Origin of the sequence: Pseudarthrobacter sulfonivorans (assembly GCF_024391045.1) — a bacterium.
Taxonomy (GTDB): Bacteria; Actinomycetota; Actinomycetes; order Actinomycetales; family Micrococcaceae; genus Arthrobacter; species Arthrobacter sulfonivorans_B.
The window spans coordinates 21,425-35,628 of record NZ_JANFCZ010000027.1; the positions used below are offsets into that span (position 1 = coordinate 21,425).

Consider the following 14,204-nt stretch of genomic DNA (forward strand, 5'->3'; position numbering starts at 1 on the left):
GAGCATGACGCAGCAAAACCATGACGTTCCCGACGCCGAAACCTACGATGCCACGGCGAGTTCGCTGGCAGGCCAGGTTGACAACTCGGTGATGGCGGAACTGCTGTCCATCCGGTCCAGCATCGACAACATCGATGCCACCCTCGTCTATCTCCTGGCGGAGCGCTTCAAAGCCACGCAGAAGGTGGGTTTCCTGAAGGCTGCCCACCGCCTTCCGGCGGGCGATCCGGGCCGCGAAAGCGCCCAGATCGCCCGCTTGCGGCGGCTGGCTGAGGACGCCCACCTTGACCCGGCGTTCGCCGAAAAGTTCCTGAATTTCATCATCGGTGAGGTCATCCGTCATCACGAGGCCATCGCCGAGGACCACCAGGCCGCTGCAGAGTGGAAGTAACAGCCACCGCGCTGGGGCCCTGGCCGGGGGAAGACCCGGTGGAGGCCGCGCGGATCATCCGCGGCGAACTCGGCAGTCCGCACCTGCCGTTCCTGGCCGAACTTCCCGACCGCGGCGTAGGCTCCGACGCCCTGGGCCGCACGGCTTCCCTGCTGGTGGAGCTCGCTGTGGACGTTCAGCCGTATGGCTGGCGGCTCGTGGACCGGCCCGGCAAGGATTTCCGGCGGGCCGTTTCGGCACTGTCCACGGACATCAATGTCCTGGCGGACGTGGCCGGCGAGGAGGACACCCCCGCCAGTGAGCTCAAGGTCCAACTGCTGGGCCCGCTCAGCCTGGCCGCCGGGCTGCACCTGCACAACGGCGAACGCGCACTGATTGACTACGGCGCCCGCAGGGACATTGCGGCGTCCCTGGCAGCGGGCGTTGGCAACTACCTGTCCCGGATATCCGGCGCGGTGCCGGGCGCCCGGCTGGTGGTCCAGTTGGACGAACCTGATATCGCCGCCGTGCTTGCCGGGAGTATTCCGACGTCGAGCGGTTACCGCACGCTGCGCGCGGTAGCCGGGCACGAGGTCACCGAGTCCTGGCAGCTGGTCATTGAGGCGCTTCGGCAGGCCGGCGCCGTCGAGATCATTGTCGCGGTGCCCGAAGTGGAGGCCCCGATCGAACGGATCGTCACGGCGGGTGCTGACGGCGTGGCGGTGCCCCTGAAGGCGCTGACGTCGCGGCAGTGGGAGCACCTGGCCGCCGCGGTGGAGGCGGGCAAACGGGTCTGGGCCGGTGCGCTGGATCCCAACGGCGGCACGTTGCCGAAGGTGGCCGACGTCGTCGAATCAGTCTGGCGGCCCTGGCACCAGATGGGAATGCCGGCGTCGTCCCTGGGCAGTGTGCGCTTAACTCCCGCCGGGGGACTGGCCGGCCTCACGCCGTCGGCCGCGACCGCGGTGCTGGGCAGGCTGACCCAGGTGGCGGACGGCCTGAACCAGCGGGCGCACGGATAGTCATGCGCGTGACTTACATCCGGTCTTCCCAGCGCTCCGGCTGGGCGTAGCGTGGCAGGAAATTCGGTGCAGAGCTGCCGCCAACGTACGGGCGCAGCCGGTACTGCATATGGCCGGCGTAGACCAAAACCTCCCCGATCTGTGGCTGGAGGACCTTGACCTGGATGCGGTGCCGTCCGCTGCCGTTCCCGTCCGGCTCCCACCATTGCTCCGCGTAGGCCTTGGCGTCCAGGGCAGCCGGCAGCGGCAGCCGGAGATTGCCAAGGAACAGCCGCGAATCCTCTGACACCCCGCGCAGCCTGCCTTCGTCCGTGACGCTGAGTTTCAGGTCGGTGACCATACGCCGGAACCTGCCCAGGTAGTCCACCAGCCTGGGGCCGGCATCGGATTCCACCAGGCTGGTGGTGTCCTGGAAAATCCGGCTGCGGCCCGGAAAACGGATCTCGCGCCGCGCGGTGAGGCTGGCCCGGCCGAACGGATCAAGGTGTGCGTGGTTTTCGATCCGGAACGGGACCTGGGCACCAAATTCGGGGAAGAACGCTTCTTCCCCGGACGTAAGCTTCAGCAGCGGCCTTAACCACGCCTGCCGGCAGCCGGCGACGTCGAAAACTCCCTCGCCCACGCCGTACTGCCCGGAGCCCGGCCGGAGCGAAAAGTACTCCTGCAGTTCCGGTTGCAGCCGGGTGAATTCCTTGCCCAGGGCCTGCTGGTAGATGGGGACGTTCATTGATGACCTCCTGGACGGTGCCGCCGGCGGCGCCGCGGTTGCTTCCCAATGTACTCGCGGGGACGCACATGCACTCCCGCTGCTGCGCCATGCCGGAAGGGCGTTGAACAGGACAAACCTAGTCCAATAGGGGAATATATAACTATGAAGGCACGCATTCTGGTAGTTGATGATGACGAAGCGCTGGCCGAAATGATTGGAATTGTTCTGCGCAACGACGGTTTTGATCCCGTCTTTTGCGCCGATGGCGGTCAGGCCCTTGACGTTTTCCGTTCATCGAAGCCGGACCTCGTGTTGCTGGACCTCATGCTTCCCGGCGTGGACGGCATTGAGGTCTGCCGGCAGATCCGTTCCGAGTCGGATGTCCCCATCGTGATGCTCACCGCAAAATCCGACACGTCCGACGTCGTCCGCGGGCTTGAGTCCGGCGCTGACGACTATGTGCCGAAACCGTTTAAGCCCGCTGAGTTGGTTGCCCGGGTCCGGGCGCGCCTGCGTCCCGGCGACCAGAAGGCGCCCGAGACGCTGCGGATTGCAGACATCACCATTGATGTCGCCGGCCACACGGTTAAGCGTGCCGACGAGCGGATTTCGCTGACGCCGCTGGAGTTTGACCTCCTGGTGGCGCTGGCACGGAAGCCGTGGCAGGTGTTCACCCGTGAGTTGCTGCTGGAACAGGTCTGGGGCTACCGTCACGCGGCGGACACCCGGCTGGTCAACGTCCACGTACAGCGGCTCCGCTCCAAGATTGAACGGGACCCGGAAGCCCCGGAAGTTGTATTGACGGTTCGTGGTGTCGGCTACAAAGCAGGTTCCTGAGTCCTCGGGACCAGAAGGCGCCCCCGCCCCGGATCCCGCAGCGGCCAAAGGGCCCGAACACACTGACGCGCTGGCTGCGGAGCTGGCGGCGCTGCCTTTCCGTGCGCGGATCTGGCGTCGCCGCGGCATTATCGTTAGTGTCCGGGTGGCGCGCCTCGTCCGTGTCGGGCTGCAGCGTTTCTTCCCCGCCATGCGTTACGTGGGACGTTCCCTGCGGCAGCGCTGGCGCCGTTCCCTGCAGTTCCGGACCGTTCTCACCACCTTGCTGCTGGCCGTGACGTCCTTCGGTGCCGTGGGCGCGTATCTCTCCAACCAGATCGCCAACAACCTGTTCCATGAGCGGCTGACGCAGGCTGAATCCGAGACCCGCTACAACGTCAAACAGGTACAGGAGACGTTCGACGGCGCCCAGGTCACCGACCAGTCCAGCGTCATCACGCTGGTGTACGACACCCTGAACGCCGTGGAGGGCCGCGGCTCCGTCATCCAGCGCCGGTACGTCTTCGAAGCCAAGCCCGAGCAGACCAAACCGAGGAACCGGTGGGTCGAGTCGCGGGCCTCGGACCAGTTGACCGTCAGCGTCATCCCGCCCGACCTGCGCAAGGCCGTGCAGGATTCCGGCAAGGACCAGTACTGGGCCTCCACCGTGATCCCGGTGGGTACCGAGGACAGGCCGGGCATCGCCGTGGGCAACCTGGTGACCTTCAACGGGACCGTGTACGAGCTGTACCTTATTTACGACCTCAACACCGCGCAGCAGACCCTCGATGAAATCCAGGGCGTCCTCCTGGCGGGCGGCGCGGTGCTGGTGCTCATGATCGGGGCCATCGCCTGGTACGTCACCCGCAATGTGGTCAGCCCTGTGAGCCACGCGGCCCTGGTGTCCGAGAAGCTCGCGGCGGGGCAATTGCAGGAGCGCATGGTGGTCAAGGGCGAGGACGAGGTGGCGCGCCTGGGTGCCTCGTTCAACCACATGGCCGCCAGCCTCCAGGAACAGATCACCCAACTGGCCACGTTGTCCCAGATGCAGCAGCGGTTTGTGTCCGACGTCTCCCACGAACTCCGGACCCCGCTGACCACGGTGCGGATGGCCGCCGAAGTGCTCTTTGACGCCCGCCATGACTTCGACCCCATCAACAAGCGCTCGGCTGAACTGCTGTACAACCAGGTGGAGCGGTTCCAGTCCCTGTTGGCGGACCTCCTCGAGATTTCCCGCTTCGATGCCGGCGTGGCAGTGCTCGACGCCGAGCCCGAGGACATTGTGCAGGTCATCGCCCATGTCATTGAGGGAGCGAGCCCCGTGGCAGCGGAATACGGTTCCGAGATCATCCTGCGCGCACCTGATGGCGGCATTGTGGCCGAAATGGACGCCAGGCGGATCGACAGGATCCTGCGGAACCTCATCCTGAATGCCGTGGAGCACGGCGAGGGCCGGCCCGTGACGGTTACTGTTGCGGCCAACCAGACCGCAGTAGGGGTTGCTGTCAGGGATCAGGGCATCGGCATGACACCGGCCGAAGCCGCCCGCGTGTTTGACCGCTTCTGGCGGGCAGATCCGGCCCGTGCCCGGACCACCGGAGGCAGCGGGCTGGGCCTTTCCATCGCCATGGAGGACACCAAACTCCACAACGGCTGGCTCCAGGCGTGGGGCAACAGGGGCAGCGGATCCAATTTCCGGCTGACCATTCCCCTGCGCCAGGGCGAAGAGATTGAGCGTTCGCCGGTCCAGCTTGAGCCCGGCGACATCGTCCTGCCCGGCGGACAGAGCGACAAAGACATCCTGGTGTTCGGACCGGGAACCGGACCTGCTGCGGGGACGGGGCCCGTGGCTGTGACGGCGCCTGCTCCGGGGGCGGGGCCCGCTGCGGATGCGGGATCTGCTCCGGGGGCGGGATCCGTCTCCGGTCCCGGGGACAGAGCCGCCGAAGCCAACACCGTCAACGGCAGGCCGGCGCCCGGCACCGCCGCCCCGCACGGAGCTCCCTCCACGAAGGACCAGCCATGAAGCGCACGGAGACCACGTCCACGGTCGTGACCCGTCCAACGACTCGCGGGCTGCTCAGGACCATCATTGTCATGGCGGTGGTGTTCCTCCTGGCCTCCTGTGCCCGTATCCCCACTTCCGGGCCTGTCGGGAAGAGCGAGGAAGGCAGCGCAGGCAATGTGAACGCCCCGGTGTTCCTGCCGGCCGCGCCCCAGGCGGGGGCAACGCCCGAAAACATCATCGATTATTTCTATCGTGCAGGCAGCGGGTATGAGGGGGACTATGCGGTGGCCCGCGAGTACCTCACGCAGGCCGCGTCTGTTTCCTGGAAACCCGACCAGCGGGCGTTGGTGTACCGCTCGGCCACCGTGGTGAAGACCGGCGTCGATAACGTCTACAACTACCAGCTGGATGTGTCCTACACCGTGGATGTTGACGGCATTGCCACGCAGTCTCCGGAAGGAACCGTCGAGAACATTCCGGTGACGCTCACGCAGGTGGACGGCGAGTGGAGGATTTCGGCAATCCCCAACGGGACGGCGATCCCCGAGGAGACGTTCAAGGTCATCTATGGCGCGTACCCCATCTACTTCTACGATCCCAGCTTTACCTATGCAGTACCGGACGTGCGCTGGTTCATCAAGAACAAGACGGTCAAGGCCATGACCAGCGCCCTGCTTGCCGGCCCCGCGCCGTATCTTCGCGGTGCCGTGGTGAGCGCCTTCCCGTCGGGCATGAAGCTGGCCCGCGAGTCCGTCCCGGTGGTGTCCGGAGCAGCCCAGGTGGACCTCTCCGCCAAGGAGCTCACCGAGGCATCCACCGAGGACAGACTCCGGATGCAGACCCAGCTGACGCTCACGTTCCGCAGCCAGCCTGACGTGGTCAATGTTGAGCTGCGCGCTAACCAGGACCTGGTGCGGGTGGAGGACAACGGCTCCGTGCTGCCCCCTGTGCGGGACAAGAACGTGCCGGCACGGGAGATCGCCATCAGCGGCAACGAACTGGTGCGCTACGAGAACAACAGGGTGTCACCCCTTCCGGACATGCAGCCGGTGTCCTCGCTGGGTCCCCGCTATCCGGCGGAGTCTCCGGTCTCCCAGACGGTGGCCTTCCTCAACGAAAGCAGGACCACGCTCTACAGCATCGTGCCCGGGCAGCCGGCCCGCGCCCTGACCACCCGAAGCACCATCACGCATCCTTCATTCAGTCTCCAGGACTGGGTGTGGGCCGCCGGCCCCGGGGCAACCGGAGGCACGGAGGTGATAGCCTACCGGCCGGTTGGAGTGCCCGAGGGGGCAACCGTTCCCACTGTCACCATCACCCCGGCGTGGCTGGCGGGAAGGACCGTCAAGGATTTCAGGGTTTCCCGGGAAGGCGTCCGGGCCCTGGTGATCTCGGAACAGAACGGACAGACCAAGGTCCAGGTCGCGGGAATTATCCGGAATGCGGACGGGACGCCCAAGGAACTGACCACCCCGATCACGCTTGTGACGGAAAGCAACCCGGAGCAGGGGGTCTGGGTCAATGACACAACCGTTGCCGTGATGAAGGGGTCGGCCAGCGCGAACGTCACCCCGGAGCTGCTCTCCCTCACTTCGGGGCAACCCCAGCAACTGGCTCCCTGGCCTGGCCTGGTGTGGCTGAGCGCCGGCAACGGTCCGGAGGAAATCTACGCCCAGTCGGCGGAAGGAATCTTCCAACGGCTGGGGAACGGCTGGTCGCCGCAGCTGAAAGGTCCCATCGACCAGTCCTTCCCGGGGTAGCCGTTGTCCACATAGGCCGGCTGTTGGCTGGCCTTGCCGCCGCGATCGGGCGAGCGTGGAGGCGTGCAGAAAGAACAATCCACGCAGCGTCCCGGCGGCCGTCCTGCCAGGGCGACCGCCGCCGCGGACCCGGACCTCCTGCCGCCCTTGCTGTCAGCCAAGCACCGCGGCAGCCAGCACCGCGGGTGGGTGCGGGCTGCAGACCACATTGCGGGTGCCCTGGCTGAGTTCCTGGCGCTTGCGGTCCCGGTGGACTGTGTCTGCTGCGGGGCAGAGGACCTGGCGCTGTGTGTGGCCTGTGAACGGCAGGTGCGGCTTCTGACCCGGCACCCCTTCAGGGCCGAGGAGCAGGCGCCGGCCCTGATGGACGTCGACGGCGGCGTGATCCTCCCTGTCGTCGCGGCCGGGGTGTACCGCGAGGAATTGGCCCAAGCGCTGCTGTCGTTTAAGCGCCACGGCCAGCACCAACTCAAGGCCGTCTTTGCCAAGGGCCTGGGGAACGGCATTGCCGCAGCAACGGCAGGGCTCGACGACGTCTGCCTGGTCCCGGTACCCAGCAGCACCGGTGCATTCATCAAACGCGGCTTCAGCCCCATCCACCTGCTGCTGTCCCCCTGGCTGCAGGTCCAAGGCCGTCCCCGCAGCGGACTGCAGGTTGCGGACGTGCTCAGAAAATCCCGGCGCCGGGCGGCCCTGCAGCAGCTCCCGGGCGGCCAGAAGGGCCTTGGGCGGGGAGCCAGGGCCGCCCGGGTTCGGCGGTCCATGACCGTGCCGGCATACAAGCGCCTCAAGGTGACCGGCCGCCGGTGCGTCATCGTGGACGACGTCCTCACCACCGGCGCCACGCTCGCCGAAGCGGCCCGTGCCCTGCACGCCGGGGGAGCCGTTGTGGCCGGGGCGGTCGTACTTGCGGCGACACGCCCGCCCGATTCAGCCGGTAGCGGAGCGGGGTCCCCGGCAGCCGGCGGAAAGCCGCCCGTCTTGGAAAAAAATAAACGAATAAAGGATGAATAAGCGGTGGCTATGAACTAACGTCGTTGATGGGTACCAAGAACAAGTTGTACCTTTCGATGGCGGCTCGGAAAGGGGCTCGACTGTCAATCAGATCGGCCTCTGGGAAGTGCTGTCATCGTGTCACCGAAGTCATTTGGAGGGCACCATGGAGTTTATGATCAGCGGACGAAATCTGACGGTCTCAGACCGATTCCGCGAATACGCCGGTGAGAAGATCTCGAAGATCGAGTCACTGGGCGACAAGGTCCAGCGGGTGGATGCGAAGGTGTCCAAAGAGACGAACGCACGCCAGACCGGCGACCAACTCACCGTTGAGGTGACCGTGCTGGGCCGCGGACCGGTGATCCGCGCCGAAGCCAGCGCCGCAGACAAATTCGCGGCATTTGATCTCGCCTACACCAAACTGCTGGAACGCCTCCGCCGGGCCAAGGACCGCAAGAAGGTCCACCACGGCCGCCATACCCCCAAGGCCGTCCGCGAAGCAACGGCGTCATTGGAGCCCGCCAGCACCAGCGAACCGCTTTACGTTGAGGCAAGCCACCGAAGCGAGCCGCAGGCAACACCTGCCGAAGCATCGCCTTATGACCGCGAAAACGACATCCCTGCCGGGGACTCCCCGGTGCTGATCCGGCGCAAGGTCTTCCCCGCCGCCTCCCTTAGCCTTGACGACGCCGTGGACAACATGGAGCTCGTGGGCCACGATTTCTACCTGTTTGTCGACAAAGCCACCAACACGCCGTCCGTCGTCTACCGCCGGCGCGGCTGGACGTACGGGGTCATCACCCTTGATCACGAATGCGAACCTGGTGACACCGTGGTTGAAGAAAAGATTCTTGCTTACCGTTCCGACGATCAGGCTGCGAAAGTCTAGGGTGGTTACCACCCGTCAATGAAGGGACTGATGTGCCGGCAACGTTGAGCCTTGACCAGGCCCGACGGATCGCACTGGCAGCACAGGGACTCGACAAAGGACGGCCCGCCGGCCCCGTGACCCCACGGGCGGTGGGCCGTACCCTTGCCCGGCTCCAGCTGGTCCAGATCGACTCCGTTAATGTGCTGTCGCGCAGTCACTTCCTTCCCTTCTTTTCGAGACTGGGGAACTACGACCGCACCATCCTGCACCGGATGTCAGGAACCCACCCCCGGCGCATGATGGAGTACTGGGCGCACGAAGCCAGCTACATCCGGCCCGAACTCTTCCCGGACCTCGTCGTCTGGCAGAAACGCGCATGGGTCGGCGCTGCGGCCCTGGACCCCGTACTGCGCGATGCCGTGACAAAAGAGATCCTTGAGGTGCTGGCCGCCGGAAAGCCCCTGACGGCAGCGGAACTTACGGCAAGAATCGGCCACGTCGAGGACCGGCGTACTGACAACTGGGGATGGAACTGGAACGCGGTCAAACGGGTCCTTGAGCACCTCTTCGAGGACGGCACGATCTCGGCGGCGTCCAGAAGCGATCAGTTCGAGCGCCGGTATGCCCTCACGGAACGGGTCGTGCCGAACCGGCTGACGGTCGCGGCGAGCCGGCCCGATCCCGTGGATGCCATCAACCGCCTCATCGATGCCGCCGCCCAGGCCCACGGGATCGGCACCGTTCGCTGCTTTGCGGACTACTTCCGCACACCCGTCAAGGCTGCGGCCGCCGCCGTGGACCATCTTGTGAGCACCGGGCGGCTGGAGCCCGTCACGGTGGCGGGGTGGGACCGGAAAGTCTTCCTGCACGCGGATGCCAGACAGCCCCGGCAGGCTGCGGGACGGGCGTTGCTGAGCCCGTTCGATTCGATGGTGTTCGAACGGCGCAGGCTCGAGGAGCTGTTTGGGTTTCACTACCGGATCGAAATTTATACTCCCGGGCACCTGCGGCGATACGGGTATTACGTCCTGCCGTTCCTCCTGGCGGACAGGTTTGTGGCCCGAGTGGACCTGAAGGCTGACCGCCCGGCAGGGAAACTACTGGTCAGATCCGCCTTCGGGGAGCCCGACGCGCCGCCGGGGACCGCCGTCGAACTCTCCGAAGAGCTGGAACTGATGGCCGAATGGCTCGGGTTGGAGGACATTGTGGTCAGCCCGGTGGGAGACCTGGCGGAGCCTCTCGCCGCCGCATTGCGGCACCGGAGCGGGCCGATCCGCTCTCAGGGAACAGCGGCCACGTGGCCAGCGTCTCTCCCGTAGACTAAAAACGCCAGAATTCGGCAGCATCAGACTGGGAGTATCTTCACGTGGCATCACTTATCGAAAAACTTCTCCGTACGGGTGACAAAAAAACCCTGCGGCAACTTCGGAACTATGCCGACTCCATCAATGCTCTCGAAGAATCATTCCAGACCTTCACTGACGCGGAACTCCGTGAGGAGACCGATCGCCTCCGCGCCCGCCACCTGGACGGCGAGAAATTGGACGATCTGCTGCCGGAGGCCTTCGCCGCCGTCCGGGAGGCGTCGTCGCGCACATTGGGCATGCGCCACTTTGACGTCCAGCTGATGGGCGGCGCTGCCCTCCACCTGGGCAACATCGCCGAAATGAAGACCGGTGAAGGCAAGACCCTCGTGGCCACCGCTCCGGCCTACCTGAACGCCCTCACCGGCAACGGCGTCCATGTGGTCACCGTGAACGACTACCTTGCCGAATACCAGTCGGACCTGATGGGAAGGGTCTACCGGTTCCTGGGCCTCACCAGCGGGTGCATCCTTTCCAACCAGGATCCCTCGGTGCGCCGGCAGATGTATGCTGCGGACATCACATACGGCACCAACAACGAATTTGGCTTCGACTACCTGCGCGACAACATGGCGTGGGACAAGTCCGAATTGGTCCAGCGCGGCCACAACTTCGCCATCGTCGATGAGGTTGACTCCATCCTCATCGATGAGGCCCGAACGCCGCTGATCATTTCCGGCCCTGCCCAGGGGGACACCAACCGCTGGTACAGCGAATTCGCCAAAGTGGTCCAGCGGCTGAAACTCGGCGAAGACTACGAGACCGATGAGAAAAAGCGCACGGTGGGTGTCCTGGAGAGCGGCATCGAAAAGGTGGAGGACTACCTGGGCATCCAGAACCTTTACGAGTCCGCGAACACGCCACTGATCGGCTTCCTCAACAACGCCATCAAAGCCAAGGAACTCTTCAAGCGTGACAAGGACTACGTCATTCTCGACGGCGAGGTCCTCATTGTCGACGAGCACACGGGCCGTATTCTGGCGGGGCGCCGTTACAACGAAGGAATGCACCAGGCCATCGAGGCCAAGGAAGCCGTTGAGATCAAGGCCGAGAACCAGACCCTGGCAACGGTGACCCTGCAGAACTACTTCCGCATGTATTCCAAGCTTGCCGGCATGACCGGCACGGCCGAGACTGAGGCCGCCGAATTCATGAGCACCTACAAACTGGGTGTTGTGGCCATCCCCACCAACCGGGATATGCAGCGCATTGACCAGTCGGACCTGGTCTACAAAAACGAGACAGTTAAGTTCGACGCCGTGGTGCAGGACATCGCCGAACGGCACGAAAAAGGCCAGCCGGTCCTCGTGGGCACCACCAGCGTCGAGAAGAGCGAATACCTGTCGCGGCTGCTGGCGAAGGAAGGCATCCGGCACGAGGTCCTCAACGCCAAGAACCACGCGCGTGAAGCTGCCATTGTGGCGCAGGCCGGGCGCAAGGGCGCCGTCACGGTTGCCACCAACATGGCAGGCCGCGGCACTGACATCATGCTGGGTGGAAACGCCGAGTTCACGGCCGTGGCCGAACTGGCCAGTCGCGGACTGGATCCGGAGGAAAACTCCGAAGAGTATGAGGGCGCATGGCCTGCAGCACTGGAGGCAGCCAAGCAGGCAGTCAAGGACGAACACGAGGAAGTGCTGAACACCGGCGGCCTCTACGTCCTCGGAACCGAACGGCACGAATCCCGGCGCATCGACAACCAGCTTCGTGGCCGCTCCGGCCGCCAGGGCGATCCGGGCGAGTCCCGTTTCTACCTCTCGCTGACCGACGACCTCATGCGGCTCTTCAACTCCGGTGCCGCCGAACGCCTGATGAACAGCTCCGTCCCGGACGATGTCGCACTGGAGTCGAAGCTGGTCTCCCGCGCCATCGCGTCCGCGCAGGGCCAGGTGGAGGGCCGCAACGCCGAGCAGCGCAAGAACGTGCTGAAGTACGACGACGTCCTGAACCGCCAGCGTGAAGCCATCTACGGTGACCGTCGCAGGATCCTCGAAGGCGACGATCTGCACGAGAAGGTGCAGTTCTTCATTGAGGACACCATCACCGCGCTCATTGACGCGGCCACCGCCGAGGGCAATGGTGACGACTGGGACTTCACCCAGCTGTGGACCAACCTGAAGACGCTGTACCCCGTCAGTGTTACCGCTGAGGAGATCATCGAGGAAGCGGGCGGCAAATCCCGGCTTACCGTGGAGATGCTCAAGGAGGAATTGCTCTCTGATGCACGCCTGGTCTACCAGGCCCGCGAAGAGGCCATCGGTTCGGAGAGCATGCGTGAGCTGGAACGCCGCGTGGTGCTCTCAGTCATCGGGCGTAAGTGGCAGGAGCACCTCTACGAGATGGACTATCTTAAGGAGGGCATCGGCCTGCGTGCCATGGCCCAGCGCGACCCGCTGGTCGAATACCAGCGCGAGGGCTTTACTATGTTCCAGGCCATGATGGAGGCCATCCGCGAAGAAAGCGTCGGCTTCCTGTACAACCTGGAAGTTGAGGTGACACCGGCGCAGGACCTGATGGTGACCGATGCCGCCGGCGGCCACACCGAACACGTTGAACCGCAGATCCACGCCGCCGGCCTGGAGGCGCCGGAGAAACCGGCGCAGCTGCAGTACACGGCCCCCCGCGAGGACGGCGGCACCGAGACGCGGATTGAAGGGCGCGCGTCGTCCCGGTCCGGCAACCCAGCCAAGGCAGCCGCGCAGGATGCCGCCAAGCGCCAGACAAAGAAGAAGCGCCGCTGACGGCAGCGCGAAGATCCATGGAAGTGCCCGGAGCTATGGCTCCGGGCACTTCCTGTTTCTGCCATAAGCCTCAGCCGACTATGGGCTCAGCCAACCACGAGCTCAGTCACCCGCCAGACCTGTTTACTCCGTTCCAGGCGGACGGCGACCGCCCGCGCGCGGACGTCGTCAACCACCACTGCGCTTGCCTCGTAAATGCCTGGAGCGACCTCACACGCGCGGACTGAACGGACCACTGAATTCTTGTGCAGCCGGGCCAGAGTGGGTGAGGTGGAGCGGGCCAGTTCCCGCCGAATGAGGGCGGCCCGGTGCTGGAGGGCGGTGAGGCAGCGCGGATCCAGGCGCCGGGCCAGCTGATGGATTGGCCGGATCCCGGCGAGCACTTCCATGGCCGCCTGCACAGTACTGCGCGCGATCGCGAGGACCTCCGCTTCGTGGTCAGCTGCCTTTAACTGGCGGCCTGGAGTCCCGGCGGGTTGAAGATCGACGTGGCGGACGGCTGCCGCTGGGACCCCGTTGGCCCTCACGGAGCGGATGGGCGTAACTGCGTTCATGTGCTTCCCCTTCGATTGTGTGCTGATGAATGCCGGCACTTCCGTTATGCCGTGGCGGGTGCCTTCAGGATCTGACCGGGCAGCAGGACGTTCGGATTTTCGCCGATCTGCGCCTTGTTGGCCTCATACCAGCGCGGCCATTGCAGGGCGACGTCAACGTCCGAGGCAGTAGGTCCAAGCTGACGCAACGCAATGTCCCAAAGGGTGTCCCCGGCCAGCACCGTGACCTCGAACGCGGATGGCGGCGAGCCCTGTGCGGCGCGGACGGGCCGGGCGGACAACAGCCCGGGATCGGTTACCGGCGGGCTGGGACGCCAGTCCGGCCCGACCGCCTCCAAACCAGAATGCGGTTCAGTGACCGGCGCGGCCGCCGCGGCGACCGGCGGCTCCGGCGGCGCGTACGCGGGCTCCGGGGCAGGCTGGGCGTTGACCGTGGGCGCCCACTGGGCCTGGACGGTTGCTCCCTGTGTCGGCGACCAGGCCGGCCCAGCTGGTGGTGCGGCCGCCTCGGCCATGGGAGCAGCGAGAAGCTGGGCGGACAGCGCTGCCACGGCGAGCCGCAGCATAAAAGACGGACAGAGCCTGCCTGCCCGGTCGGCGGCACGCCGCCGGCCGCAGCGCACCAGCACTGCGACTGCCAAAGACGCCACGACGGCAAAAATCCACCACGCGACGATGGCGAGCCCTGCGGCGACGGCCACTGCCCCCAAGAGGTCATCGAAGCCGGCCGCCTGCCGCCGGGCCGCCGAGAAATGCCACCGGTCCATCAGCCCCGCGCCTGCCAAGCAGAGGAACGAGCCCAGAAGAAGGATGGAAACAGCCATTATTGCGTCTGCGCGAAGAATTCGTGCCGTGCGAGTCGTCACCACATTCCTCTCTGTTTGATGTACTTTGATGCTGTTTGATTTAACTAGGTTTAGTTTGGCCCGGTTGTATCGGATTTGTCTAGTGAATGGAATGAATTGACCGTCCACAAATCAGCGCCCTACGCTT

12 protein-coding genes are annotated in these 14,204 nt (G+C 65.2%); 9 read left to right on the forward strand and 3 right to left on the reverse strand.

What is annotated here, in order from left to right:
- Positions 1-4 precede the first annotated feature (4 nt).
- On the forward strand, positions 5-391 hold the full coding sequence (locus tag NQJ30_RS15845; protein WP_255770998.1) for a chorismate mutase: 387 nt from the start codon (positions 5-7) through the stop codon (positions 389-391).
- A complete protein-coding gene (locus NQJ30_RS15850; protein ID WP_255770999.1) occupies positions 382-1,392 on the forward strand; it encodes a hypothetical protein in 1,011 nt (336 codons plus the stop codon). Before NQJ30_RS15845 ends, NQJ30_RS15850 begins: the two co-directional genes overlap by 10 nt.
- 13 nt (positions 1,393-1,405) lie before the next feature.
- On the opposite strand, the gene NQJ30_RS15855 is transcribed toward NQJ30_RS15850, so the two are convergent.
- Positions 1,406-2,119, reverse strand: coding sequence for a DUF4166 domain-containing protein (locus tag NQJ30_RS15855; RefSeq protein WP_255771001.1), 714 nt, complete (start codon positions 2,117-2,119; stop codon positions 1,406-1,408).
- Positions 2,120-2,263: 144 nt separating this feature from the next.
- Between NQJ30_RS15855 and mtrA the strand changes: the two genes are divergently transcribed.
- The 7 genes from mtrA to secA all read left to right on the forward strand — a co-directional run bounded on the left by mtrA (position 2,264) and on the right by secA (position 12,657).
- On the forward strand, positions 2,264-2,938 hold the full coding sequence (mtrA, locus tag NQJ30_RS15860; RefSeq protein ID WP_190989387.1) for an MtrAB system response regulator MtrA: 675 nt from the start codon (positions 2,264-2,266) through the stop codon (positions 2,936-2,938).
- A complete protein-coding gene (mtrB, locus tag NQJ30_RS15865) occupies positions 2,910-4,943 on the forward strand; it encodes an MtrAB system histidine kinase MtrB (protein ID WP_374113277.1) in 2,034 nt (677 codons plus the stop codon). The genes mtrA and mtrB overlap by 29 nt, the downstream gene beginning before the upstream one ends.
- A complete protein-coding gene (locus NQJ30_RS15870; protein ID WP_255771004.1) occupies positions 4,940-6,685 on the forward strand; it encodes an LpqB family beta-propeller domain-containing protein in 1,746 nt (581 codons plus the stop codon). Before mtrB ends, NQJ30_RS15870 begins: the two co-directional genes overlap by 4 nt.
- A gap of 63 nt (positions 6,686-6,748) precedes the next feature.
- Positions 6,749-7,699 (forward strand): ComF family protein, encoded by a 951-nt coding sequence (locus NQJ30_RS15875; protein WP_255771010.1) that lies wholly within the window; start codon positions 6,749-6,751, stop codon positions 7,697-7,699.
- A gap of 145 nt (positions 7,700-7,844) precedes the next feature.
- Positions 7,845-8,570 (forward strand): ribosome hibernation-promoting factor, HPF/YfiA family, encoded by a 726-nt coding sequence (gene hpf, locus NQJ30_RS15880; RefSeq protein WP_255771011.1) that lies wholly within the window; start codon positions 7,845-7,847, stop codon positions 8,568-8,570.
- A 32-nt stretch (positions 8,571-8,602) separates the two neighbouring features.
- Positions 8,603-9,871 (forward strand): winged helix-turn-helix domain-containing protein, encoded by a 1,269-nt coding sequence (locus NQJ30_RS15885; RefSeq protein ID WP_255771012.1) that lies wholly within the window; start codon positions 8,603-8,605, stop codon positions 9,869-9,871.
- 47 nt (positions 9,872-9,918) lie between these two features.
- Positions 9,919-12,657 (forward strand): preprotein translocase subunit SecA, encoded by a 2,739-nt coding sequence (secA, locus tag NQJ30_RS15890; RefSeq protein WP_255771019.1) that lies wholly within the window; start codon positions 9,919-9,921, stop codon positions 12,655-12,657.
- 86 nt (positions 12,658-12,743) lie between these two features.
- Here secA and NQJ30_RS15895 read toward each other — a convergent pair whose 3' ends face one another.
- Both NQJ30_RS15895 and NQJ30_RS15900 read right to left on the reverse strand, forming a co-directional pair.
- On the reverse strand, positions 12,744-13,211 hold the full coding sequence (locus tag NQJ30_RS15895; RefSeq protein ID WP_255771020.1) for an Rv3235 family protein: 468 nt from the start codon (positions 13,209-13,211) through the stop codon (positions 12,744-12,746).
- 44 nt (positions 13,212-13,255) lie between these two features.
- Positions 13,256-14,035 (reverse strand): LysM peptidoglycan-binding domain-containing protein, encoded by a 780-nt coding sequence (locus NQJ30_RS15900; protein WP_255771022.1) that lies wholly within the window; start codon positions 14,033-14,035, stop codon positions 13,256-13,258.
- Positions 14,036-14,204: the final 169 nt, after the last annotated feature.

Excerpts from the sequence above, each read along its gene's own strand:
- NQJ30_RS15845 (WP_255770998.1), top strand. The coding sequence starts at position 5 with ATGACGCAGCAAAACCATGACGTTCCCGACGCCGAAACCTACGATGCC.
- NQJ30_RS15855 (WP_255771001.1), bottom strand. The coding sequence starts at position 2,119 with ATGAACGTCCCCATCTACCAGCAGGCCCTGGGCAAGGAATTCACCCGG.
- mtrA (WP_190989387.1), top strand. The coding sequence starts at position 2,264 with ATGAAGGCACGCATTCTGGTAGTTGATGATGACGAAGCGCTGGCCGAA.
- NQJ30_RS15870 (WP_255771004.1), top strand. The coding sequence starts at position 4,940 with ATGAAGCGCACGGAGACCACGTCCACGGTCGTGACCCGTCCAACGACT.
- hpf (WP_255771011.1), top strand. The coding sequence starts at position 7,845 with ATGGAGTTTATGATCAGCGGACGAAATCTGACGGTCTCAGACCGATTC.
- NQJ30_RS15895 (WP_255771020.1), bottom strand. The coding sequence starts at position 13,211 with ATGAACGCAGTTACGCCCATCCGCTCCGTGAGGGCCAACGGGGTCCCA.
- NQJ30_RS15900 (WP_255771022.1), bottom strand. The coding sequence starts at position 14,035 with ATGGCTGTTTCCATCCTTCTTCTGGGCTCGTTCCTCTGCTTGGCAGGC.